Origin of the sequence: Winogradskyella echinorum (assembly GCF_014297365.1) — a bacterium.
In the GTDB taxonomy this organism is placed as follows: domain Bacteria; phylum Bacteroidota; class Bacteroidia; order Flavobacteriales; family Flavobacteriaceae; genus Winogradskyella; species Winogradskyella echinorum.
Map to the genome: position 1 here is coordinate 399,856 of NZ_JACOQD010000001.1, position 24,527 is coordinate 424,382.

Consider the following 24,527-nt stretch of genomic DNA (forward strand, 5'->3'; position numbering starts at 1 on the left):
GTCATTCCTGCGAAGGCAGGAATCCACAATAAATTAATGATAACATAGATTCCTGCCTTCGCAGGAATGACAAAAAATAACATAACCATGAGCAAACTATTTCCACCTATAAATTTCAAAGAATGGATAGAAGAAAACCGTCATTTATTAAAACCACCTGTTGGTAATAAAGTCGTTTGGAAAGATGGAGATTTCATAGTTATGGTTGTTGGTGGACCAAATAGCAGAAAAGATTACCACTATAACGAAACACCAGAATTTTTCTATCAAATAGAAGGCGATATAGTCCTAAAAGTTATTGATAAAGGGACACCAAAAGATATTCATATAAAAGAAGGAGACATTTTTCTACTACCACCTAAAGTTCCACATTCCCCACAACGAGGGGCAAACACGGTTGGTTTAGTTATAGAGTATCCCAGAGAAAAAGGTGTAAAAGATGCCTTACTTTGGTTCTGTGAAAATTGTACTACTAAATTGTATGAAGAAGATTTTACGCTAGACAATATAGAAACAGATATGCCTGTCATTTTTGATAAATATTATGGGGATAAGGAAAAACGAAGCTGTCCTAATTGTGGAGCGGTAATGCAACCACCAAAGAAAGTACAAATTGATGAGTAAACGCAAACTTAGAATAAACGGTCACTCACACCTTCTTCCCTATCCTGAGGAAATTCCTCAATTTATGAAAGACAAAGGTATATTTTGGGTAGATAAAGATCGAAAGTTTATGCTTCAAAAAGATTGGAATCGTCCTATTACTGATTCTAGTTTTTTCTTAGATGAGAAATTAGAATGGATGGAACGCAATAAGCTCGACCATGCTGTTGTTTTAAATTTATCTCAACTCTACGGAAATGGCTTAAGGGTTGAAGAAATGAAGCAAGCTTTACGTTTTCAAAATGATTTTAATGCCAAAATTCAGCATAACCACCCGAATAAATTTACTTGTGGTTTTGTTGTACATCCTGGATTTGTAAGAAGTGCTTGTTGGGAAATTGAACGATGTGTAGAAGTATTAGGTATGCAACTCTTGTGTTTACCAACGCATTATATGGATTCTATAGGAACATGGCGTTGTATTTTTGATGAAGAAAACGAACCCATTTTTGAAATGGCCAACAAATATAATTTGGCCGTTGAGATTCATCCTTATGATGGTGAAAAATTTATAAAACTCGAAAACACTTCTTGGCGTTTTCATTTAATTTGGATGCTAGCACAATGTGGAGATGCATATCACTTCTTAACATTAAATGGTTACCAAGACAAATATCCAAATATGAGAACTTGTTTTGCACATGGTGGACAATTAGCGCAAATTAATTTAGGAAGACGAATTCAAGGCTTTGATGGACGACCAGATTTGTTTGAAGGTAAAAGCCATCCGAGAAAAGCAGTAGGACACAAAAACATATTTTTCGACACCTTAGTACATGATACTGGTGGACTAGAATTATTGATTAGAAATCAAGGTTCTAAGCAAGTAATTATGGGATTAGATGACCCTTATCCTTTAGGAGAAATGGAAAGCGAAAAACAATCCTCATATCCAGGAAAAATAATAGATTTAGCAATCGAAAGAAAAATTATTACAGAAGCGGAAGGTGATGAAATCTGGGAAGACAATGTAATTCAGTGGTTATGTGGAGATGATGAAACTGCAAAGCAAAAATTAGTATCTCGCATTCTATCTTAATCACACTAATTTTCCGACAATTATTTCTATATTTAAAATCTAATCAACTAATAAAATTATGAGAAAAATAGGTACTTACATGGTAATATTCGGTGCGCTAGCAATAGTTTTAAATTTCTTTGATCGTGTACCGACAATATTAATGTGGATTTATTCTTGGGGAGATACTGCCGCTTGGGGTATAAAAATAGGCCTTATCGTTGTTGGAGCTATTCTATTCTTTGTAGGTAAGCCAACTATTGAAGATGATGTTAAAACTGTAGAAGAATCTGCTGAATAAAATCATCTCATTTATTTAAATTAATTTTTATGCACTTCTTGCCTGAAGATTTAGACAACTATGTTGTGCAGCACTCTGAGCAAGAGCCTGAGTTATTACAACAGTTAACTAGAGAAACATATCAAAAGGTATTACAACCCATTATGTTAAGTGGGCCATATCAAGGTCGTGTTCTTAGTATGATATCTAAATTAATAAACCCTAAGTCTATTTTAGAACTAGGTACCTTTACTGGTTATTCTACCTTGTGTTTAGCTGAAGGCTTAAAACATAATGGAGAAATTCATACTATCGATATTAATGAAGAACTCGTGGATTTTCAACGTAAATATTTTGATAAATCTGAATATGGAAAACTAATTTTTCAGCATACTGGTAGCGCATTAGATATTATTCCAACTCTAAATAAAACTTTTGATATGGTATTTATTGATGCGGACAAACCAAATTACAGTAATTACTTTCACTTAATTATTGATAAATTAAACTCAGGAGGAATTATTCTTTCAGATAATGTATTATGGCATGGAAAAGTGGTAAAACCATTACAAGAAAAAGATATTTCTACAAAAGCTGTTTTAGACTATAATACACTTCTCAAAACTGACAAACGCTTAGAAACCGTAATGCTGCCCATTAGAGATGGATTAACAATCAGTAGAAAAAAATAAATAAAAAACCACTTCGTATAAATTGAAGTGGTTTTTTATTTGTAGTAAAATCTATCTTACTGTACTGCTTGTAAGGCATCAATATTGCCATAACCGAAGCTACTATTTTTATAAGGATAGAATTCTGCAGATTGCTTTAATTTATTTAATACTTGTGTTCTACTCCAAGTTGGGTGTTTAGCCCATACTAAAGCAGCTATACCAGCTGTTGTTGCAGTTGCAACTGAAGAACCACCAGTATATCGACGCTGGCCATTATAAAATCCAAGAACTGGAGGAGCTTTACTAGTGTTGTTATTACCTTCCATTATAATTGTAAAGTCAATTTTACTACCACTATGGCAAGTATTGCACCGATCATAATTAGGACCATCATCCACACCAGTAACAGCAACAGTTTCGCTCATAGTCGCCGGAAAAATAACTCCAAATCCATTGGTAAAACTTGTTGATGTTCCACCTGCTGCAAAAATCAATTTCCCTTTACTATAGGCATATCTTACAGCATCTTTTATATTACCTATTGACCATACGTAACCAATAGACATAGAAATAATTTTCACATCACTTCTATTTCCTAATTGAGTTAAAGCCTTAGATACACCTTTACGCTCATGATAATCGTTTAAAAGCACATCTTCTGTAGCTCTATAAGCCACCAAATTTGAATTGTATGCAACACCAACTGGCATTCCATTATCATTTCTTGGAGAAGCCATTGCAGATGCCATAGCCGTACCATGACCACATTTATCGTGAGGGCCATCATAATTACTAGACCACCACCAACGAGAATCTATAAACGTCCCATATTTCTGAACAAAACGACCGTTTGAGTAACCATCGTTAATCCCAGATGAATTTAGCAAGCTTTGAGATGCAGATACACCTGTATCTATTAAACCAATAGTTACACCAGAACCCGTACTATGGCTCCATGCCTGTTGAATGTTATGTTCATTAAAATGCCACGAAACTTGAGCATTATTAGGGCTAGTGGTTGTATAATGTGAAGAATTAATTGTATCCGCATTTTTATCACACCCAGAACTACTTTTGGCTTCATTAGTAGTATAGTGATTATAACCATTAGGTTCTAAATATCTTATGTTATCACTCTTTCTTAGTGCTATTACAGTTTCTATATTTTTTACTTCAACGTCAATTACTGTAATAATCTCATGTTCAACAAGTTTAAGATCTTCCTTGCTTATGTTTTCACTTTGGAGCACAGTATTTACTATAGTTCCTTTTTTTGCAGTTAATTCTGGGTCTTCCACTTCGCTAAAACTTTGTCCAGGATTACCGTAGCCTATTGTTAATACATTTTGGCCATGCATCAAGGCACTCCACAGAAAATGTTCATTTACGTCTGCCCAATTAAAATCACCTGTATTCTTAATACTTTCTCTAATTTTAGAATTAATTTCTTCAATACTTATTGGGTCTTTAGGAAATTGTACGTCTTGAGATGATGGTTCTGTAAAATGATCGTCTTGTGTACAAGAGCTAATCGTTATTAATAGTAATAACAACACTCTAAAATGCAGTTTTTTCATTTAATAAAATTTAGATGGTTAATGTTTTTCTAAATATATTAAATTATCACTATTTAACCTTAATGTTTTTTATGAATTCATCAATTTAAAGTATTAAATATTGATGATATAAAAATTACATCTTTCTTTTTACAGATCCTGTAAAATCTTCGAGGTCGTCTTTTATTGAATTTATTTCTTGCTGAATATCTTTAGCTGCCTCTGTATCTATGATATTACTTTCTTTTGCACTTTTAGTAACTTCGTGTTTAATATCATTGGTAGCATCTTTTAATTGTCGCATACCTTTTCCAAGGCCTCTTGCTACTTCAGGTAGTTTATCTGCACCAAAAACCAATACTACAATAAATAGTATAAACACAATTTCGGTACCTCCGATAAATAATATTGTTGCTAGCTGTATCACTTTGCAAATATATAGTGACTTTATGAATAAAACCACTAATTAAAATAAAAAAGCCGACTCGTTAAAGTCGGCTTAAAAATATAATCTATACTATTTAATTTTTTACTTTATTCTTAAATTTATTGAAATCACTTTCTTTAACCTCACTAGGCCAAGAATTATTAGATGTATCTACATCTGCCGTTTCTAAATCTGGGTCTACCATAATAGAAACGATTTTTTTATCACTAGCAATAGCCTTGCTTACCTCTTTATCATTAAGTCTCCACACTTGTGCTGGATATGTAATTTTTTCTTTAGTACCATCTTCATATGTATATTCTACAATAAGAGGCATTACCAATCCACCTGGTTTATCAAAAGTTACTTGATAAAAATATTTAGGCGATTTTTTCATTGTCTTTCTCTCTTCTGCTGTAAAATTATCCATTATGTATTCTTTTACTGTTGGCAAATCTTCAATGGATGCATTATTTTTTGATGCATCATCATAACCTTCTTCACCTTCTTCAATAAAATACACTAGGCTATTTGGATCTCTATTATAGCGTTCTGCTAATTTTTTCCCATTTTCATTAGGAGTATTAGTTACTGCAAATTTCTTCACTTCTTTGATACCTATATCTGTATAATCCGTAGTGTAAAACCATCCTCTCCAGAACCAATCTAAATCAACGGCAGATGCATCTTCCATTGTACGGAAAAAATCTTCTGGTGTTGGGTGTTTAAACATCCAACGATTAGCATATTCTCTAAAAGAGTAGTCAAAAAGATCGCGACCCATAATAGTTTCTCTTAGTATATTTAAACCTGTTGCAGGTTTACTATAGGCATTACTACCAAACTGATAGGTGTTTAATCCTTTTGTCATTATAGGAGCAATAAAATCTTGATTACCTCCCATATACCTTACTATGTTTTTAGCAGGTCCTCTGCGAGAAGGATACTTATCATGTCCTTTTGAAAGTGCTTTTGGATACCACTCACCAAAGTCTTGTTCTGCTACATATTGAACAAATGTATTTAAACCTTCATCCATCCAAGTCCATTGACGCTCATCACTATTTACAATCATTGGAAAGAAATTATGTCCTACCTCATGAATGATAACACTAATCATCCCATATTTAGTTCTATCTGAATAATTACCATCTTTATCTGGACGACCAAAGTTATAGCAAATCATAGGATATTCCATGCCCATTGGTGCGTGTACAGAGATTGCTTTATGATAAGGATAATCAAACGTCATACGAGAATACGATTTTAATGTACTCGCTACTGCTTTAGTAGACCATTGTTCCCATAATGGGTTTCCTTCTTTAGAATACATAGAAACTGCCATAACATCTTTATCGCCAATTTTTACAGCCATCATATCCCAAAGAAATTTACGAGACGTTGCAAAACCAAAATCACGTACCATCTGAGCAGATAGTTTCCATGTTTTTTTCTTTTTACTTTTAGTCTTTTCTGTTTTTTCAGCCTCAGCTTGTGTAACAATCATAACTGGTTTATCGTAAGATTTTTTAGCTTGCTTGTAACGCTTCATCATCTCTTTTGTAAAAACCTCTTCTCTATTTGTTAAATATCCTGTACCATCTAAAATATGATCGGCTGGCACTGTAATATTTACATCAAAATCTCCAAATGGTAAAGCGAACTCATCTCGTCCCCAAAACTGAGAGTTTTGCCATCCTTCGACGTCATTATAAACAGCCATACGAGGGTAAAACTGAGCTATAACATATATTTTATTATCGTTTTCTTCAAAATACTCATAACCAGAACGACCACCTTCTGTAACGTGGTTATTGATGTTATAATTCCATTTTATTTTAAATGAAAATTTATCGCCTGTTTTCATCGCCTTTGGTAATTCAACACGCATCATAGTACGGTTAATCATGTATGGTAAATCTTTACCATTAACATCTCTTACATGCTCTATATTAAAACCTCTGTCTAAGGGTTCTTTTAAATAAGAACTAACTGCTCTAGAAGATGAAGTTGCAGGTGAAATTCCTGATCCACTAATTAGCGGAGTTTTAGAATCTTCAGCACGCATGTTTTGATCTAACTGCACCCATAGGTATGTTAGTTCATCTGGTGAGTTATTGGTATAAGTAATGGTTTCGTTACCAAACAATCTTGCATTTTCATCATCGATTTCTATATCCATTTTGTAATCTGCTTGTTGTTGGTAATATGCAGGACCAGGAGCACCAGAACCAGTTCTAAACATATTTGGCGTTGCAAATTCATCATACAATTGCTTGAATTTGTTTTGGTTAGTGTGACCAGGTTTACGCTCTTGCTTTTCTTCGTTTTGAGCAAATGAGCTTGCAGAAATAAATAGCAAAGCGAATAAGAAATACTTAAAAATTTTCATGAGTTAATTTATTATTGTTTTAAAAAGGTCTTAAAAACATCTTGCTTTATAGAATAAAACCATTAATAGCTAGCAAAGATGTTTAAATTGAATTATTGATATTAAAAAATGATGCCTAAAATAACTAATTAAGATGTCTTTAACATATTTTTAATTAAAGTTTAACATGCATTTATCATTGTCTGGAAGTAATAAAAAACTTCTATTTTTATCTAAAAGTTTTAGCCGTACAATGTTTTGTTGTTCTGGTAGAACGTCGAATAGAAGTGTATTTTTAACCTCTATTGATTGTATATTAGAAATGTTTTCAATTTCTAGATAACAATAGGTAATATCCTCTTTATATTCCTTTCCTATGAACTTAAAATTTACAGATTCAGAATTTACCATAATTTTTAGCTTATCAGCAATATAACGCTTCATGTATTTCTCAATAAGTTCCTTATTATTATCTGGTGATAGAACTATGTGTTCGTCATAACGCTCTCGTAATAGTTTTTCAAAATCATCAATAAAAATTTGACTAATTATTTGAAGCGATTTTTCTTCTTCTGAATACTGTATTTCTGTTACACTAACATAATACTCATGTTTATTAGTGGTAGCTGTAAATAGAGTAAGTAATATAAAAGTAAGTATTGTGTATAAAGCTCTCATGTATCTTCTACGAATATTTTAGCGTTTAATCCAAAAAGTATTCCAAAGTTAATCTTTAGTTACGGATTCTCTATTTTTATTATAGGCTTTTAACTTTCTCTGCAAAAACTCTATAGCTTTTAGATCATTATTTTCTTCACATAATGCCTTAAAACCTTCATCTTCTTGGCAAAAATAGAAGTATTCATTTTTTAAATTTTCCGCTAAAGTATCTGTTCTAAAAATGGTCTTTTCATATTCTCTTCTTAATCTTGAAATGCACTTCTCCTCGTTATCTAATGCAACAATTGCTTTTAATTTTTTTGTTCTGCCACTAATTTTATTTAAAAGTTTATGCAAATTAACTCCTGCACCTAAACCAATATAACCCATTGGACCAGCGTCTGCATCATGAAGTTTACGTTCATTTTGAGTAAGTGGCTTCCCTTTATAACCTGGAATTCCTAAATCATAAAAATTGATTTCGGTTTTGGCGTCTGAGTTTTCGAGATCAGATTCTAGGCTTCCTGTTAATATTTTGCCGACTCGCACTTCATCTAACTCATTTAAATTTTCTATAAGCACAACACTAAAGTTTCCTAAATCAAAATTAGATTGGGTAATTACTAACTCTTGGGTTTGGTATTTTACACCAGAAATAATCAATGTATCCGTAGCTTTTGCAGGAATCACAAAACTTCCATCTTCGTTAGATATCGTATATTTTGCTGCTGTTCTGTTTTGTATATGTAGACCTTCTACCTCATCATCTGCAATGACCTGACCTTTTAGGTCTTTACGTTGGGCATTTACAACAAAAGTCATCGCTACAGCAATGAGTAGAGAAATGGCATTAATCTTTTTCACTCTGCAATTTTAAGAAAGATTTGCTCAACTGTGTAATACGCTCTAAAAACTGCATTTCTTTATCTTTTTCTAACAATTTATCATCAACACCTTGTTCTTCTACATAATCTGTAAATGCTTCAACTTTGTCTAATGGAATTTTAAAATTTGAATGTATATAATTAATGCTATAGTTATCTAAAGCTTCTTTAAAAGGTGTTTTCTTTATTTCTTTTTCTGCATTGATAGCTGATTTATCTTTATCTAGATCTACAACCTGACTGACTAAAAATCCGGCAAGGTTTACAATATTAATCATATTATCTACTCTTGGGTGATAATCATCAAAAGAAGGATTATCTATCTTAGATTTATAATCTGCGGTAAACTCAAAATCTTCAATATGATCTAGACCAAAATATATGGCGTCTAAACTTACGTTATAAGTTCTTACATTTTCTAAATCAGCATTTAAGTTTCCTGTTAGTCCAAATGGTAATAATACAACTTCATCTAATTTGTTTACCTCTTCTACCAATATAACCGTTAATCGTTTAGATTTAATTATATCTTCTGTAATTGTAACACTAAAATCTTTAAACTGTAGTGCCCCAAACTCTATAATATCATTAACTGCAACTTTTATAACGAATTCTCCATTTTCATCTGTCGTTGTACCTTTATTTGAGGACGTGTTATAGACTGTTACACCTTCTCTATCATCCGTGGAGACTACGATTCTTCCATCAACAGAAATTCTATTATCATCTTGACCAAAAGCCAATAATGTAAAGAGACTAAATATTGCGAGTACTATTTTTTTCATGCTTTTTAATTCTTGTAATAAATTTCGGATATATTATTTAATATTCATAGAAATCTTTGTTAAATGATAAAATATAAGTTTAAAAAAGTTTGGCTTTCTTTGTAATTAGATATAATTAAAACTCTAAAATTTGAAATCGATAATAATTGCTAGTACATCTACTATTCACGGAAGTGGTTATTTAGAGTATCTTTTAGATGAATTAAAACTTCATTTTAAATCCGCTAACGAAATCCTTTTTATTCCTTACGCAAGGCCTGGTGGTATTTCTCATGATGATTACACTTCAGTTGCATCTAAAGCATTTAGCAAGATAGGCAAAACAGTAAAAGGTATACACGAATATAAAAATCCAAAAGAAGCTATCTTAAATGCCCAAGGTATATTTGTTGGTGGAGGTAACACCTTTGTTTTAGTTTCTCAATTGTATAAAAATGATGTATTATCTTCTATAAAAGATGCAATTAATGATGGTATTCCCTATTTAGGCACAAGTGCTGGAAGCAACATTTGTGGTTTAACAATGAATACCACTAACGATATGCCAATAGTTTATCCTCCAAGTTTTAAAACTTTGGGTTTGGTGCCTTTTAATATAAACCCTCATTATTTAGACCCGATTGAAGGTAGTACACATATGGGAGAAACTAGAGAAACACGTATTAAAGAATTTCATGCATATAATACTCAGCCTGTAATTGGATTGCGTGAAGGAAGTTGGATAGATTTTAAAAACGATACGCTCACATTAAAAGGAACTTTAGATGCTAGAATTTTTGAATACAATAAATCTCCTTATGAAATAGAAACCAATTCTGACTTAGGTTTTTTAAAGTAGACTATAATTTCTTAAGAAAGTGATATCCTAAAATCTCAAATCCCTCATTATAATAAAATTTATGCGAAGGATAATTATGTACGTAAGTATTTAATTCTACAGAATTACAACCTTTACCAATTACATAATTATATATCCAAGCCATAAATTGCTTACCTAGACCATTTCCTCTGTATTCTGGTTTAATATAGACATGGTCTAATTCTACAGATTTACCCATGTAATGCCTTGTGCAGAACCACATACCAGAAACGCCAACTAAATCATCACCATCATATATAACGGCACATTCGTAGTTTTGAATTTTCATTTCATTAAAACGCGATTTAAGTAATTCTGTGCTTACTTTACCTTCATTGAGCACGTAAAGTAAAGGGATAATTTGATCTAAATCATCATTTGAAATAATTTGAATTTGATAATTCATACTTAGTATTTAAAGTAATAAAAGTAAATCTTTTAAACTGTTCTTCATAACGATAAATTTTAAAAAAATGAGAATCTTTTGATTAAAACCAATGACTTTTCAATATATTTTGTGTCAAACTTTTGTAAATTGAAGCCATTAATACATTCATTATGAGAAGAGGTAATTTTAAAGTCCGTATATTAATATTTGTAGCTATAGCTGCATTTGCGTTTTTAAGAAAGTGCAGCCAAGAAGAGGTTAATCCTTATACAGGAAAAAAACAGGCAATATCATTATCACCACAAGAGGAGATAGCCATTGGTCTGCAAAGTGCACCTGGTATGGCACAACAGCATGGTGGCTTACACCCAAACACAGAATATCAAGCTTTTGTAGATAATGTTGGCAATAAACTTATAAATAACAGTATTGCTAAACAAACACCTTATAAATATGAATTTCATTTGTTAGCAGACGAAAACACAATTAATGCTTTTGCATTACCTGGCGGTCAAATATTTATAACCCAAGCATTATTTGCTAGACTTGAAAATGAAGATCAACTTGCAGGAGTTCTCGGCCATGAAATTGGTCATGTACTTGGTAAGCATTCTAATGAGCGTATTACAAACGCTAACTTTTGGAAAACTTTAGCAATGGGAAGTTCTGCTATTGATATGGGTGGAGTTGCACAACAAATTGGCAATGGATCACTTTTAAAGAATGGTCGTGGTGATGAATTAGAAAGTGACGAACTTGGAGTTAAATTTATGTTAGATGCAGGTTACAATCCAGAAGAAATGATTGGTGTAATGGAAATTTTAAAAGCTGCTGCAGGTCCCAATCGAGTTCCTGAGTTTCAAAGTTCTCATCCAGATCCTGAAAATAGAATTGAGAAAATAAAAGAAGCTATTAGAAATTATAGAAACAAAAAAGCGTCCTAAGGACGCTTTTTCTAACTAACTAACTCAAATAATTGTCTACTCCTAGACAGTTTTCTTTTTAAATCGCTTTAAAAATTGTTCTGCATCTTTAGCCTTCGATTTTTTTGCATGACCAAGAGCTGTATAACCTAAGTCACATGTTTTGTGGACTTCAGAGCCTGCCGTAATTAAAGCTTTTATAATTTCTACACGATTGTATTTTGCTGCATAATGTATTGGCATCATGCCATTAGATTTGGCATTAACATCTGCACCTGCTTTAATAAGCTTATTTACTTCTTCAAGATTTCCTGTTGCAACAGCTTTACATAAAGGACTTACCTCTACTGTTTTAACAATTGCTTCTTTTTCATTAGAAGTAAAAATTTCGTTTGATGCATTTAAATTACTAATTGAAAAGCTCAATGCTAAGGCTAATACTACTACCGATTTTTTCATGATGAAAGATTTTTAATTTAATTGATTTGTTTTTTGATATACTAAATAGACGACATATCTTTTAAAGTGTTACACTAAAAAAAGTTATATAACATTTTTTTAACGCTTTGAAAACAAATATGTTAACACTTTCACAAAACATAAGACCTACTTTATCAATTGGTTACATAAGTTTAAAATAGCGATAATGTCTTAAATTTTTTTATCCTATAGATTTGTCATAGAGCTGTATATGTTATCTTTGAAATTCTAAAAATTTAGAAATGAACAAAAAAGTTATTTTAATGATTTTAGACGGTTGGGGAAAATCACCCGACCCTAAAGTTTCTGCTATAGACAATGCCAACACTCCATTTATAGATTCTCTATACACTAATTACCCAAGTGCTAGTTTAAGAACAGATGGACTCCATGTTGGGTTACCAGAGGGGCAAATGGGAAATAGTGAAGTTGGACACATGAATTTAGGCGCAGGTCGTATAGTTTATCAAGACTTGGTGAAAATTAATTTAGCTGTAAAAAACAAAACACTCCAAGAGGAACAGGTTTTAAGAGACGCTTTTGAATATGCCAAAACCAATAATAAAAATGTTCACCTATTAGGTTTGGTAAGTGATGGCGGTGTACATTCTCATATCAATCACCTATTTGGTTTACTAAATGCAACTAATGATTTTGGTTTAAATAATGTTTTTGTACATGCATTTACGGATGGCAGAGATGTTGACCCAAAATCTGGTTACGGATTTATTTCTGCACTAGAAGAACACCTTAACAAAACATCAGGAAAATTAGCATCTGTAACTGGCAGATATTATGCTATGGATAGAGATAAACGTTGGGAGCGTGTTAAACTAGCATATGACGCATTAGTAAATGGTGAAGGTGAAAAAACTCAAAACGTTTTAAAAACAATTAACTACAAATATGAAGAAGGCATTACAGATGAGTTTATAAAACCTCTAATTGTAACAGACAATAACGATAATCCTGTAGCAACTATAAAAGATGATGATGTTGTTATATTTTTTAATTTTAGAACTGATCGTGGTCGTCAATTAACTGAAGCTTTATCTCAAACAGATTTTCATGAGTATAATATGCATAAGTTAAATCTTCACTATGTGACTCTAACAAATTATGATGAAAACTTTAAAGGTATCAATGTCGTTTTCAATAAAGATAATTTAAAGGAAACTTTGGGAGAGGTTTTAGAGAAACATAATAAGAAACAAATACGTATTGCCGAAACTGAAAAATATCCTCATGTTACGTTTTTCTTTTCTGGCGGGCAAGAAGCTCCTTTTAATGGAGAAACACGTATTCTTAGAAACTCACCAAAAGTAGCTACATACGATTTAAAACCAGAAATGAGCGCTTACGAACTAAAAGATGCTTTAATTCCAGAGTTAGAAAAAGGAGATGTTGATTTTGTTTGCTTAAATTTTGCTAATGGAGATATGGTTGGGCATACTGGTGTTATGGAAGCTGCTATAAAAGCATGTGAGGCTGTAGATCAATGTGTTAAAGCTGTTGTTACAACAGCTTTAGAAAATGATTATACTACAATTTTAATTGCAGATCATGGTAATTGTGAAACTATGATAAATCCAGATGGCACGCCAAATACTGCGCACACAACAAATCCCGTTCCTATAATTTTAATAGACAAAGATTTAAAAGAAATAAAAGACGGAATTTTAGGGGATATTGCACCTACAATTTTAAAGTTAATTGGTATCCCTCAGCCAAAAGCAATGACACAACACAGTCTTGTATAAAACGCTTAATATTGTACCTTTGCCTCAGAATTGATTAATAGCATGAATTTTCAAGATAGATTAATAATAGCAGTAGATTTCGATGGTACGATTGTAGAAGATGGGTACCCAAAAATAGGTAAAACACGTATTTTTGCTTTTGAAACCTTAAAACGATTACAACAAGATGGCCATAGATTAATTTTATGGACCTACCGAAGTGGCTCTAAACTGCAAGAAGCTGTAGATTTTTGTAAAGAAAACGGCATCGAATTTTATGCTGTTAATGCAAGTTTTCCGGAAGAAAAATTCGACTATACAAGAAGCCGTAAAATCCATGCAGACATATTTATAGATGATCGAAATATTGGAGGTATTCTAGGTTGGGGAGAAGTTTACCAACTTATTACCAATGAAACACCAGATATAAAAAGTACTCAGAAAAAATGGTGGCAATTTTAATTCGTATAAATAATTAAAAAATGATTATTGTAAAGACATTAGAAGAAATTGAATTGATGCGCCAAAGTGCTCTTATTGTATCTAAAACTTTAGGTATGTTGGCAAAAGAGGTTAAAGAAGGTGTAACAACAAATCATTTAGATACTATTGCTGAAGAGTTTATTAGAGATCATGGAGCTTTGCCAGGTTTTAAAGGACTTTACGACTGCCCTTCAACATTATTGTGTAGTGTAAATGAAGCCGTTGTACATGGATTACCAACAGATATCCCATTAAAAGATGGAGACATTGTCTCAATAGATTGCGGTTCGTTTATGAATGGTTTCTACGGAGATCATGCTTATACTTTTGAAATTGGCAATGTAGCTGAAGAGACTAAAAAACTAATTCAGATTACTAAAGAGTCTCTTTATGTAGGTATCAAAGAATTAAAACTAGGAAATAGAGTTGGAGATGTAGGTTATGCAATTCAACAATACTGTGAAAAAGAAGGTTATGGTGTTGTAAGAGAGCTAGTAGGACATGGCTTAGGACGTAAAATGCACGAAGACCCAGAAATGCCGAACTACGGAAGACGCGGAAGAGGTAAAAAGTTTATTGAAGGTATGGTTGTTGCCATTGAGCCGATGATAAACATGGGAACGCATAAAGTGAAACAATTAAAAGATGGTTGGACCATTGTAACTCAAGATGGAAAACCAAGTGTGCATTTTGAGCATGATGTTGCAATAGTAGACGGTAAACCAGAGATTCTTTCAACCTTTGCTTATGTGCATGAAGCTTTAGGGATTGTATCTGATGAGGAGAATGCTTTTCGTAAGGAAGCTCTAGTGCTTTAAGTTATTACGCAGAGACCCTCAAAGTTTTCACAGAGATCCACAGAGCGTTTTTAGTTTCAATTTAAAAAATGATTTACGATAAGATTACAGAAAATATTATTGGATCTGCTATTGAAGTGCACAAAGCACTTGGTCCTGGCTTGCTAGAATCTGCATATCAGGAATGTTTACTTTATGAGCTAAAATCTATAGGCTATTGTGTTAAAAGAGAAGTTTCGGTGCCTATTGTTTATAAAGATATAAAATTAGATCATGGTTATAGAATAGATCTGCTTGTCGAAAACAAAATAGTGCTTGAATTAAAAACTGCTGAGCGTTTTACTGATGTCCATACTGCTCAAATTTTGACTTATATGAAACTAGGAAATTATCCATTAGGTTTACTATTAAACTTTAATACTAAGCTTTTAAAAAACGGAATTAAAAGATTTATTAATGCACCTCAGTGAATCTTTGTGAATTCTCTGTGAAACAACTTAAAAAACTTGAAAAAACTTTTCAAACTAATTCTAAATATAATACCAAGACCTTTATTAATTAGGCTTAGTTATCTCATACGTCCTATTCTTGCATTCTTTTTGAAAGGAAATAAATATACTGATCCAATAGATGGTAAAAGTTTTAGATCTTTCCTGTCTTATGGCTATGTAAAGCAGCGCGAAAACATTCTCTCACCTTCTACCCTTTCTTTAGAACGCCATAGATTATTATGGCTATATCTTAAAAACGAAACAGACTTCTTTACGGCCGAAAAAAAACTACTTCACTTCGCACCAGAGCAGTGTTTTTTAAAACGTTTTAGAAAACTTAAAAATTTAGATTATACCACTACGGATTTATTATCTCCAATTGCAGATGTTAAGGCTGATATTTGCGACTTGCCTTTTGAGGATAATAGTTACGATGTCATTCTATGCAATCATGTCTTAGAACATATACCAGATGATACAAAGGCAATGCAAGAATTGTATAGAGTAATGAAGCCAGGTGGTTATGGTATATTTCAAATCCCACAAGATTTAACTCGAGCCGAAACTTTTGAAGATAATTCTATAACTGACAAAGCAGAACGCGCCAAAATTTTTGGTCAGTACGACCACGTTAGGGTTTATGGACTTGACTATTTTGATAAACTTCGTTCAATAGGTTTTAAAGTTGAAGAAGTAGATTATACCTCCCAATTAACTACGGATGATGTAGATAAATTTAGACTAGCAAAAGGCGAAATAATTCCAGTAGTATTCAAATAAAAAAAGCTGAACCAAAACGAACAAGGCCCAACTTTTTTTGAATATTGATTAATAGCAATTATAAGACCCTAAACTTTAGCATAGGTCACACAAAAAATCACTATTCTGGGAAATTATTTAGTGTTAAAGTCTTAAGTGTCTTATTATCATCTTCATAGATAAAATAAACTTTTAATTCCTGATGTCTTTCTAAGAATTCTTCCACCTTTTTAATGCCCATAGCTTGAAATGCTGTTGCAAAACCATCTGCTGTCATACAATCCTCAGCGATTACAGAAACACTTAGAATATTAGTTTTGGAAGGGTAACCCGTTTTAGTATTTATAATATGTGCGTAACGATTACCATTATCATCTGTTTTAAACTTTCTATACGTTCCAGATGTGGCTAATGCTTCATCTTTTAATGTTACTACTTTAGAGTAAGATTGTGTACCATCAAAATTTGGATCATCAATACCTACGGTCCAACCTTTTTTACTTTCTAAATTTATGCCTGCAACACGCATATCTCCACCTATATCTACCAAATAATTATCAATCCCTTTAGATTGTAAATAGTTAGCTATAACATCGATACCATAGCCTTTGGCAATTGCATTAAATTCTAAATAAGATGCTTTGTTTTTTTGGATATCACCATCTACAAGACCAACTCTATTAAATCCAACATATCGCATTAAACTATCTATAGTTGTACTATCTGTAAGAAATTTATTTTTCTCAGCCCCAAAATTCCATGCATTTACCACGTTACCAATTGTTGGGTCAAACACTCCTTCTGTTTGTCTGTAGATAATTTTAGAAGCTTTAAAAACATTTTTAAAATGCTCATCTACTTTGGTGATTTCATTTCTATTTAGTTTAGAAATATCTGACTCTGGAAGGTAGGTCGAAAGCGACTGATTGACAACATTAAATAGACTATCAAATTGTTTTTGGTAGTTAGTATTATCCTCTGAATAATATTGAATATTATATCCCGTACCAAATATTGGACCCGAAAGTTTTATGTTTTTGGGCTCTTGCTTACATGAAAATAGCGCAATAAAAATTACAAAAACTACTGACTTCTTCATATCAATTCAAATTCATTTCTATGACCTGGATACCATTATACTCAATAAGATAGTCTTCATTTAAATAAATGGGTAAATCTTCACCATTAGGATTACCAACACCAACACCAGCATATAATACTTTGGCATCTTTTTCATACGCATGTTTTTTAAAAGTTTCCATCCATACGACATCATAATTATTAGGATTCTCTGGAAGGATAACTGCTCTAACCACTACAAAAAAATATTGATTATTTTTATCAATACATACAAATTGAGGGTGGCGCTTTAACGTACTATTAATAGCAACAAATTCAAAACCACGAGCTTCCAAGTCTTTGCCAACATGGTTCATGGCAAGGTTATGGATTTCTTGAGGTGATAATGGTTTACTCATTATGCAAAGATACAAAGAAGCTTATTTAAAACGCACAAATTTGGCACTACTGAAAGTGTAATTTGAAACTGGAATTACGGCATCATCTTCTAATTGATACCAAGGAGATATGGAAGCATCCTCAAGATTCTTTACTAAGTGAACACTTTGTGCTGGTGTATTTCCTTGAAACAATAAAAATAATTTTTCACCATTGTCATTTACAATTTCATCTGCAATCATTACAATATGTCCAGGTGAACCTCCTTTTATTAGCATATCACCAATTTTTAAATCTTTAGCTTTAATAGATTTTAACTCATTAAATAAAGACAATGTACCAGAATACATGTAGATTAAATTGAGGTATTTATAAAAATTATCTTTAGAAGCATTAGCAATAGCGGTTTTATGAAACGTTACTTTATTGCCTTTAATTTTTGGTCTGTAACCTTCAGCATATTTTGTCCAAGAGCAATAGTGCCCAGAAGTAAATTTAAATCCTATTTCATCCTTTCTATTATTATCCCAAAGATATTCGCTACGTATTCTAATTAGAGCATCTGCACATTGTTGTAAACCATTTTTAGGCACAGGTATCTCTAAAATCCCTATATGTCCTCCTTGCCAAAAATATTCAGAATTGTCATAGTTTATGATTTTGCTTCCAAAAGGTTTCAACTTATAATTTCTTAAATACTCCTCAAAACTTCCTTTTGAGTAATCTGCACGTTTGTAACCAACCGGAACATTAACTCTAGATTGTATTGTTAAACTATCTTTATTAATTAAGCTTGGGGTTTCTATTACTGCAACAGTCGTTTCTACTACCCTTTTTATTGGTTTTAATTGAAACGCTAAAAGTATAAGTACAGAGCATAGTAATAAAATAAGTAATCTTTTCTTCATATTTATGTAAACGCATTACATATTGATTTTCTTATAAAAAGAATCAAAATTGTGTAACTTTAGTGACTATAATCATTTTATTTATAAAACTTTAGATACTTACTTTTTAAGAACATATCTATATTACAAAACCATAATACTCTTTCATCATGAAGCTAAATTATCTCTTACTAATTATTAGTCTATTATTATCAAATAGTACAGTTAAAGCACAAGAAGCTTACTTTACTTCTGATCCAACATTATCTCCAGATGGACAAACAATTGTTTTTAGTTATGATGGAGACCTATGGAAGGTTTCATCTACTGGTGGAGAAGCATTACGCTTAACAGCCATGAGAGGAGAAGAAACATTACCTCGTATCTCACCTGATGGAAAATGGCTTGCCTTTACCGCAACACAATACGGCAACAAAGATGTTTATGTAATGCCAATTAATGGTGGAGATATTAAACAGCTCACGTTTCATGATGCTTCTGATGATGTAGATAGCTGGTCTTGGGATTCTAAAAACATTTTTTTTACATCATCCCGTTATAATCGTTTTAGTGGTTATAAAGTAGCTATTAATGGTAATACTCCTACTAGATTATTTGAACACTATTTTAATAATGTCCATAATGTAGTAAGTCATCCAAAGACTGGGGAAATCTTCTTTAACGAAAGTTGGGAGAGTAAAAACTTTACACATCGCAAACGCTATAAAGGAGATTATAATCCAGATATTAAATCTTACAATCCATCCACTAAAACTTATAAAGAATATACCAGCTATAATGGTAAAGACATGTGGGCAACAATAGATGGTATGGGTAAACTATTTTTTGCATCAGACCAAGCCAATGGCGAGTATAATCTTTACACCTTTGTAGATGATAAAAAAACAGCACTAACCAATTTTAAAAGTTCAATAGGTTGGCCTCAAGTTAGCAGTCAAGGCAATAAGGTGGTTTTCACCAATGATTATCAAATCTTTTTATATGATGTAGCAAGTAATAAAACTAAGAAACTCAACGTAATAATTAATCAAAACAATACACTTTATAAATCTCAAGACTTTAAAACAAAAAATAACATCAGCTATTTTGATGTCTCATCAGACAATAAAAAAATAGCATTTGTTTCACGTGGCGAATTATTTGTGTCAGACATTAAAGGAGAATTTATTAAAAAGCTAAACACTAATCCTAACGAGCGTGTTATTGAGGTAAAGTGGTTAAAGGATAATCGTACACTACTTTACAACCAAACAGCTTCAGGATATACAAATTTATTTTCTATCGCTGCTGATGGAAAAGGACAAGAAAAACGCCATACTTCTGAAGCTCGTAATAATGTAAATATTGTCTTAGATCATAAAATGAAAAATGCGGCATATATAAGTGGAAGAGATGAGCTTAGATTATTAGATTTAAGTACTCTAAAAAGCACTACAATAGTTAAAGATGAATTTTGGGCTTTGTATCCACCAACACCTCAATTTTCACCAGACAATAATTATATTCTCTATAATGCTTACCGCAATTTTGAATTAGATATTTTCACTTATCACATCCCATCAAAAGAAATCATTAATCTAACAAATACAGGTGTTAGTGAAGGGAACCCTACTTGGTCTTCGGATGGCAAGTATATTTACTTTGAGTCTAATTTAACACAGCCAAATTTCCCTAGAGGAAATGGTAACACCCATATTTATAGAATGGCTTTAGACAAATATGATGCTCCTTTTAAGACGGACAAGTTTAACGACCTTTTTAAAGAAGATGAAAAAGAAGACAAAAAGGATAAAGATAAAGCAGAAAAGAAAGATGAAAAGTCAGAAGCAACCATTTCTGTAATTATTAATAAAGAAGAGTTAATGGATCGTATAGAACGTATTAGTCCAGGTTTTGGGTCGCAAAATAATACCTATTTAATTACAGATGATGAAACAACCTATGTGTATTATATCTCAAATCATGATGAAGGAAATCGAAATCTATGGAGAACCATAATAAAACCATTTGAGAACAACAAAACAGAAATAGTAGATAAAAAACCTGCTAGATCTGGTCAATTAGTAAGTGCAAAAGGAAAGCATTATGCTATGATTAATGGTTCAATTAATAGCATGAATTTATCAAATAATAAATTAACTAAAATTGAAACAGAAGCAACGTTTCGAAAAAATTTAGTTAGTGAATTCAATCAAATGTTCCATGAGGCTTGGGCTGGTTTTGAATCTAATTTCTATGATGAAAAATTTCATGGAGAAGACTGGCAAAAACTAAGAGACAAGTATGCTAAATTTTTACCCTACTTAACCAAACGTTCTCAATTAAGACAACTTTTTAATGACATGTTAGGTGAGCTAAATACATCTCATTTTGGCTTTAACTCCTTCGGAAATGAAGATTCTACTTATTATGGTAGTCGAACATCTGCAATAGGAATTGTTTTTTCTAAAGACAATCCATATAAAGTAAAACGTGTAGTTTCTAAAAGCCCATCCGATGTAACAGGAAAAGATATAAAAGTTGGTGATATTCTAACTCACGTTAACGGACAAAAAGTAAATAACAATACAAATAGAGAATCTTATTTCTCTGAACCATCTATTGATAGAGAAATGCAATTAATCTTTAATAGAAATGGTAAAGACATTACAGTTAACATTCACCCTACATCTTCTGGAGCTTTAAGAGGTTTATTGTATGATGAATGGGTTGCAACAAATCAGTCTTATGTAGATAATAAAAGCAATAACACAATTGCCTATATACACATGAAAAACATGGGTGGTGGAGAACTCAATAATTTTATGAGAGAAATGGTTTCTGAAACTTATAAAAAAGATGCCTTAATATTAGATTTAAGAAATAATACAGGTGGTAATGTGCATGATGCCGTTTTACAATTTTTATCTCAAAAACCGTATTCTAAATGGAAATATAGAGAAGGTAAATTGGCACCACAACCAAATTTTGGTCCAGCAGCAAAACCAATTATTATACTTGTTAATGAGCAAACGCTTAGTGATGCAGAAGTCACCTCAGCTGGGTTTAAAGAACTAGGTTTAGGTAAAGTAATTGGTACAGAAACTTACCGTTGGATTATTTTCACTTCTGGTGCAGGTTTAGTTGATGGTTCTTTCTATCGCTTACCATCTTGGGGCTGCTATACCTTGAGTGGAGACAATTTAGAGTTTACAGGTGTTAAACCAGACATTTATATAAAAGAAGACTTTAAGGACAGGCTAACAGGCAACCAACCACAATTAGATAAAGCTATTGAAGAAATAATGAATAGTTTAAAGCAATAATCTATGATTAAATTCTTCAAAAGTGTCTGTGCTTTTTTACTATTTTGCTCCATTTTGTTTAGTTGTGAAAAAAGCAATAAGCTTCCAGATCCTCTTGAAGCTGGCTGGAAAGGCCAATCCGTTTGCGAAGTATTAGAAGACAACAAAGAATTAAGAGTCCTTAAATGTACTTTCGAACCAGGTGTTGGGCACGAGAAACATTACCATAATCCACACTATGGTTACACAATTGCAGGTGGTAAATTTAAAATTACAGATACTACAGGAACCAGAGAGGTCGATGTGCCAACTGGTTATGGATTTAGCAATGATAAGGTTACATCGCATGAAGTTTTAAATATTGGAGAAACAACTGCTGTTTTTTTAATTATGGAGTATAAATAAAAAACCAGCACTTTTTAAGTACTGGTTTTAATATGTTTTGATTTTCGACTAAGAGATTGCCACACTTTGACTTCGACTACGCTCAGCCTGACAGCTCGCAATGACAAATCATTTGCCAAATATCGCTTAGCGATTAACCACCAAAGTCATCAAATCTAATATGCTCATCTGGGATACCGAAATCCTCACCCATTTTCTGAACAGCTTGGTTCATTAATGGAGGCCCACAGAAGTATAATTCTATATCTTCTGGTGCTTCGTGATGATTTAAATAGTTTTCTATTACACAATTATGTATAAAACCTACAAAACCATCACCTTCTTCGTCATTAATATCTTTTTTAATTTTCCAATTATCACTTTCTAATGGTTCTGATAATGCCAAGTAGAATTTAAAGTTCGGGAAATCCTTTTCTAAGGCTCTAAAGTAATGTATATAGAATAATTCTGCTCTAGAACGTCCTCCATACCAATATGTTACTTTACGACCTGTTTTTAATGTTCTGAACAGTTGGTACAAATGCGAGCGCATCGGAGCCATACCAGCACCACCACCAACATATAACATTTCTGAGTCAGATTCATTGATAAAAAACTCACCATAAGGTCCAGAAATAGTTACTTTATCACCAACCTTTTGATTAAATATATAAGATGAAGCGATACCAGGATTAACATCCATCCAGCCACCTTTGGCACGATCAAAAGGAGGAGTTGCAACACGTACATTTAACATAATTCGTCTTCCTTCTGCAGGATAAGAAGCCATAGAATACGCACGCTCTACGAGCTCTGTATTCTTCATCACCAATGGTCTTAAGTTAAACTTATCCCAATCAGCTTCAAATTTATTTGGTTCACCTGGATGATCTTCAGGATGTGCTGTAATATCCATATCAGAATACTTTACTTCACATTCAGGTATTTCAATTTGTATATATCCACCAGCTTTATAGTTCATATCTTCAGGAATTTCAACTACAAATTCCTTAATAAATGTTGCTACATTATAGTTAGACACTACTGTTGCTTCCCATTTCTTAATACCAAAAACTTCTTCAGGAATGGTAATTTCCATATCCTGCTTCACTTTTACTTGGCACGACAAACGTGCACCATGCTCTAATTCTTTTCTAGAAAAATGAGGAGTTTCGGTAGGTAAAGCTTCACCACCACCAGACAATACGTGACACTCACATTGAATACAAGTTCCACCTCCACCACAAGCAGATGGTAAGAATATTTTTTGTGCACCTAAGGTTGTTAATAAGGTCCCACCAGAGGCTACTTCAATTTCTTTTTCACCATTTATCTTAATCTTTACTGGACCAGATGGCGACAGTTTCTGTTTTACAAATAATAAAAGAGATACCAACAAAAGCGTTACCAATAAAAAGGCTGCTACTGTTGCTACTATAGTTCCGATTGTACTTGCGGCTAATATCATCATACTAATCAATTACTTGTTTGTATTATCAGCTATGCTTAGACTACGCTCAGCACCCACTGTTTTATTTTCAGTTTCTTCTTTTTTAATGTCTTCCTTTATTACTTGGTTAACAGTAGTAGGCTCAGACGTTGGCTCTCCTTCTTCATCTCCTCCAGTTAGCATTCCTCCAAAACTCATAAATCCGATTGCCATTAAGCCCGTAATAATAAATGTAATACCTAATCCTCTTAAAGCTGGTGGTACATTACTATATCTAATTTTTTCACGAATAGCAGCAATGGCTAAAATCGCTAAGAACCATCCTATACCAGAACCAATTCCGTAGTTTAAGGCTAAGCCTAAAGTTTCAATTTCTCTAGATTGCATAAATAACGACCCACCCAAAATGGCACAGTTTACAGCAATTAGAGGTAAAAATATACCTAAAGAGTTATAGAGCGATGGTGAAAATTTTTCAACTATTATTTCAACTAATTGTACCATAGTTGCAATAGTTGCAATAAACATAATGAATGATAAGAAGCTTAAGTCATAGCCTGCATATTCTTCACCTAACCATGATAAAGCACCAGGTTGTAAAATGTACTGATCTAACAACCAGTTTAAAGGTACTGTAATTGCTAAAACAAATATTACAGCAGCACCAAGACCAACGGCAGTAGATACTTTTTTAGATACAGCAAGGTAAGAACACATTCCTAAGAATGTTGCAAATACCATATTATCTATAAATATTGATTTAAAAAATAATTCTAAATGTTCCATATATTTTAGTTGTTTGTTGT

At 32.4% G+C, this 24,527-nt stretch carries 26 protein-coding genes; 13 read left to right on the forward strand and 13 right to left on the reverse strand.

Annotated elements, in window-relative coordinates; genetic code table 11:
- The first annotated feature begins 87 nt into the window (after positions 1-87).
- Genes H8K90_RS01790 through H8K90_RS01805 form a run of 4 tightly spaced genes read left to right on the forward strand, consistent with a single transcriptional unit; the run spans position 88 to position 2,653 of the window.
- Positions 88-624: a 3-hydroxyanthranilate 3,4-dioxygenase gene (locus tag H8K90_RS01790; protein WP_186844227.1), complete on the forward strand. Its 537-nt coding sequence runs from the start codon at positions 88-90 to the stop codon at positions 622-624.
- Positions 617-1,702 carry an amidohydrolase family protein gene (locus tag H8K90_RS01795; protein WP_186844228.1) on the forward strand — a complete coding sequence of 362 codons (1,086 nt, stop codon included), beginning with the start codon at positions 617-619 and terminating at the stop codon, positions 1,700-1,702. Before H8K90_RS01790 ends, H8K90_RS01795 begins: the two co-directional genes overlap by 8 nt.
- Before the next feature lie 58 nt (positions 1,703-1,760).
- The gene (locus H8K90_RS01800; protein WP_186844229.1) at positions 1,761-1,982 is read left to right on the forward strand and encodes a hypothetical protein; all 222 of its coding nucleotides are present in this window, start codon (positions 1,761-1,763) and stop codon (positions 1,980-1,982) included.
- Between the two features lie 29 nt (positions 1,983-2,011).
- Entirely contained in the window at positions 2,012-2,653 is a 642-nt protein-coding gene (locus tag H8K90_RS01805) for an O-methyltransferase (protein ID WP_186844230.1), read from the forward strand.
- Between the two features lie 56 nt (positions 2,654-2,709).
- Here the strand turns inward: H8K90_RS01805 and H8K90_RS01810 are convergent, their stop codons facing one another.
- The 6 genes from H8K90_RS01810 to H8K90_RS01835 all read right to left on the reverse strand — a co-directional run bounded on the left by H8K90_RS01810 (position 2,710) and on the right by H8K90_RS01835 (position 9,318).
- A complete protein-coding gene (locus tag H8K90_RS01810; protein WP_186844231.1) occupies positions 2,710-4,212 on the reverse strand; it encodes a S8 family peptidase in 1,503 nt (500 codons plus the stop codon).
- 115 nt (positions 4,213-4,327) lie between these two features.
- The gene (locus H8K90_RS01815; RefSeq protein WP_186844232.1) at positions 4,328-4,618 is read right to left on the reverse strand and encodes a Sec-independent protein translocase subunit TatA/TatB; all 291 of its coding nucleotides are present in this window, start codon (positions 4,616-4,618) and stop codon (positions 4,328-4,330) included.
- A 94-nt stretch (positions 4,619-4,712) separates the two neighbouring features.
- Positions 4,713-7,010 (reverse strand): M1 family metallopeptidase, encoded by a 2,298-nt coding sequence (locus H8K90_RS01820; protein ID WP_186844233.1) that lies wholly within the window; start codon positions 7,008-7,010, stop codon positions 4,713-4,715.
- A 150-nt stretch (positions 7,011-7,160) separates the two neighbouring features.
- Entirely contained in the window at positions 7,161-7,667 is a 507-nt protein-coding gene (locus tag H8K90_RS01825) for a DUF6702 family protein (RefSeq protein ID WP_186844234.1), read from the reverse strand.
- Positions 7,668-7,715: 48 nt separating this feature from the next.
- Positions 7,716-8,513, reverse strand: a complete 798-nt coding sequence (locus H8K90_RS01830) for a peptidase associated/transthyretin-like domain-containing protein (protein ID WP_186844235.1) — start codon at positions 8,511-8,513, stop codon at positions 7,716-7,718.
- Positions 8,500-9,318 carry a carboxypeptidase-like regulatory domain-containing protein gene (locus H8K90_RS01835; RefSeq protein WP_186844236.1) on the reverse strand — a complete coding sequence of 273 codons (819 nt, stop codon included), beginning with the start codon at positions 9,316-9,318 and terminating at the stop codon, positions 8,500-8,502. The genes H8K90_RS01830 and H8K90_RS01835 overlap by 14 nt, the downstream gene beginning before the upstream one ends.
- Positions 9,319-9,448: 130 nt before the next feature.
- Here H8K90_RS01835 and pepE point away from each other — a divergent pair, with 130 nt between their 5' ends.
- Positions 9,449-10,156: a dipeptidase PepE gene (gene pepE, locus H8K90_RS01840; RefSeq protein ID WP_186844237.1), complete on the forward strand. Its 708-nt coding sequence runs from the start codon at positions 9,449-9,451 to the stop codon at positions 10,154-10,156.
- A 1-nt stretch (position 10,157) separates the two neighbouring features.
- Here pepE and H8K90_RS01845 read toward each other — a convergent pair whose 3' ends face one another.
- Positions 10,158-10,583: a GNAT family N-acetyltransferase gene (locus tag H8K90_RS01845; RefSeq protein ID WP_186844238.1), complete on the reverse strand. Its 426-nt coding sequence runs from the start codon at positions 10,581-10,583 to the stop codon at positions 10,158-10,160.
- A gap of 152 nt (positions 10,584-10,735) precedes the next feature.
- Between H8K90_RS01845 and H8K90_RS01850 the strand changes: the two genes are divergently transcribed.
- The gene (locus tag H8K90_RS01850; RefSeq protein WP_186844239.1) at positions 10,736-11,509 is read left to right on the forward strand and encodes a M48 family metalloprotease; all 774 of its coding nucleotides are present in this window, start codon (positions 10,736-10,738) and stop codon (positions 11,507-11,509) included.
- 42 nt (positions 11,510-11,551) lie between these two features.
- Here H8K90_RS01850 and H8K90_RS01855 read toward each other — a convergent pair whose 3' ends face one another.
- On the reverse strand, positions 11,552-11,947 hold the full coding sequence (locus tag H8K90_RS01855; protein ID WP_186844240.1) for an ankyrin repeat domain-containing protein: 396 nt from the start codon (positions 11,945-11,947) through the stop codon (positions 11,552-11,554).
- Positions 11,948-12,210: 263 nt separating this feature from the next.
- On the opposite strand from H8K90_RS01855, the gene gpmI reads away from it, so the two are divergent.
- From gpmI to H8K90_RS01880, 5 genes are all read left to right on the forward strand, one after another.
- Complete coding sequence (gpmI, locus tag H8K90_RS01860; RefSeq protein WP_186844241.1) at positions 12,211-13,728, forward strand: 2,3-bisphosphoglycerate-independent phosphoglycerate mutase; 1,518 nt, start codon at positions 12,211-12,213, stop codon at positions 13,726-13,728.
- 42 nt (positions 13,729-13,770) lie between these two features.
- The gene (locus tag H8K90_RS01865) at positions 13,771-14,169 is read left to right on the forward strand and encodes a BT0820 family HAD-type phosphatase (protein ID WP_186844242.1); all 399 of its coding nucleotides are present in this window, start codon (positions 13,771-13,773) and stop codon (positions 14,167-14,169) included.
- A 20-nt stretch (positions 14,170-14,189) separates the two neighbouring features.
- A complete protein-coding gene (gene map, locus H8K90_RS01870) occupies positions 14,190-15,008 on the forward strand; it encodes a type I methionyl aminopeptidase (protein ID WP_186844243.1) in 819 nt (272 codons plus the stop codon).
- A gap of 68 nt (positions 15,009-15,076) precedes the next feature.
- Complete coding sequence (locus tag H8K90_RS01875) at positions 15,077-15,457, forward strand: GxxExxY protein (RefSeq protein WP_186844244.1); 381 nt, start codon at positions 15,077-15,079, stop codon at positions 15,455-15,457.
- 36 nt (positions 15,458-15,493) lie between these two features.
- Positions 15,494-16,258, forward strand: coding sequence for a class I SAM-dependent methyltransferase (locus H8K90_RS01880; protein WP_186844245.1), 765 nt, complete (start codon positions 15,494-15,496; stop codon positions 16,256-16,258).
- A gap of 100 nt (positions 16,259-16,358) precedes the next feature.
- Here the strand turns inward: H8K90_RS01880 and H8K90_RS01885 are convergent, their stop codons facing one another.
- Genes H8K90_RS01885 through H8K90_RS01895 form a run of 3 tightly spaced genes read right to left on the reverse strand, consistent with a single transcriptional unit; the run spans position 16,359 to position 18,603 of the window.
- A complete protein-coding gene (locus H8K90_RS01885; RefSeq protein ID WP_186844246.1) occupies positions 16,359-17,336 on the reverse strand; it encodes an FAD:protein FMN transferase in 978 nt (325 codons plus the stop codon).
- A 1-nt stretch (position 17,337) separates the two neighbouring features.
- Positions 17,338-17,715: a Na(+)-translocating NADH-quinone reductase subunit F gene (locus tag H8K90_RS01890; RefSeq protein WP_186844247.1), complete on the reverse strand. Its 378-nt coding sequence runs from the start codon at positions 17,713-17,715 to the stop codon at positions 17,338-17,340.
- Between the two features lie 21 nt (positions 17,716-17,736).
- On the reverse strand, positions 17,737-18,603 hold the full coding sequence (locus H8K90_RS01895; RefSeq protein WP_186844248.1) for a DUF4846 domain-containing protein: 867 nt from the start codon (positions 18,601-18,603) through the stop codon (positions 17,737-17,739).
- Between the two features lie 149 nt (positions 18,604-18,752).
- Here H8K90_RS01895 and H8K90_RS01900 point away from each other — a divergent pair, with 149 nt between their 5' ends.
- Both H8K90_RS01900 and H8K90_RS01905 read left to right on the forward strand, forming a co-directional pair.
- Positions 18,753-21,908: a S41 family peptidase gene (locus H8K90_RS01900; protein ID WP_186844249.1), complete on the forward strand. Its 3,156-nt coding sequence runs from the start codon at positions 18,753-18,755 to the stop codon at positions 21,906-21,908.
- Between the two features lie 3 nt (positions 21,909-21,911).
- Entirely contained in the window at positions 21,912-22,292 is a 381-nt protein-coding gene (locus H8K90_RS01905) for a cupin domain-containing protein (RefSeq protein ID WP_186844250.1), read from the forward strand.
- 133 nt (positions 22,293-22,425) lie between these two features.
- Here the strand turns inward: H8K90_RS01905 and nqrF are convergent, their stop codons facing one another.
- Positions 22,426-23,739, reverse strand: a complete 1,314-nt coding sequence (gene nqrF / locus H8K90_RS01910; protein WP_186845239.1) for an NADH:ubiquinone reductase (Na(+)-transporting) subunit F — start codon at positions 23,737-23,739, stop codon at positions 22,426-22,428.
- A gap of 12 nt (positions 23,740-23,751) precedes the next feature.
- Entirely contained in the window at positions 23,752-24,507 is a 756-nt protein-coding gene (gene nqrE, locus H8K90_RS01915) for an NADH:ubiquinone reductase (Na(+)-transporting) subunit E (protein WP_186844251.1), read from the reverse strand.
- Between the last annotated feature and the right edge of the window lie 20 nt (positions 24,508-24,527).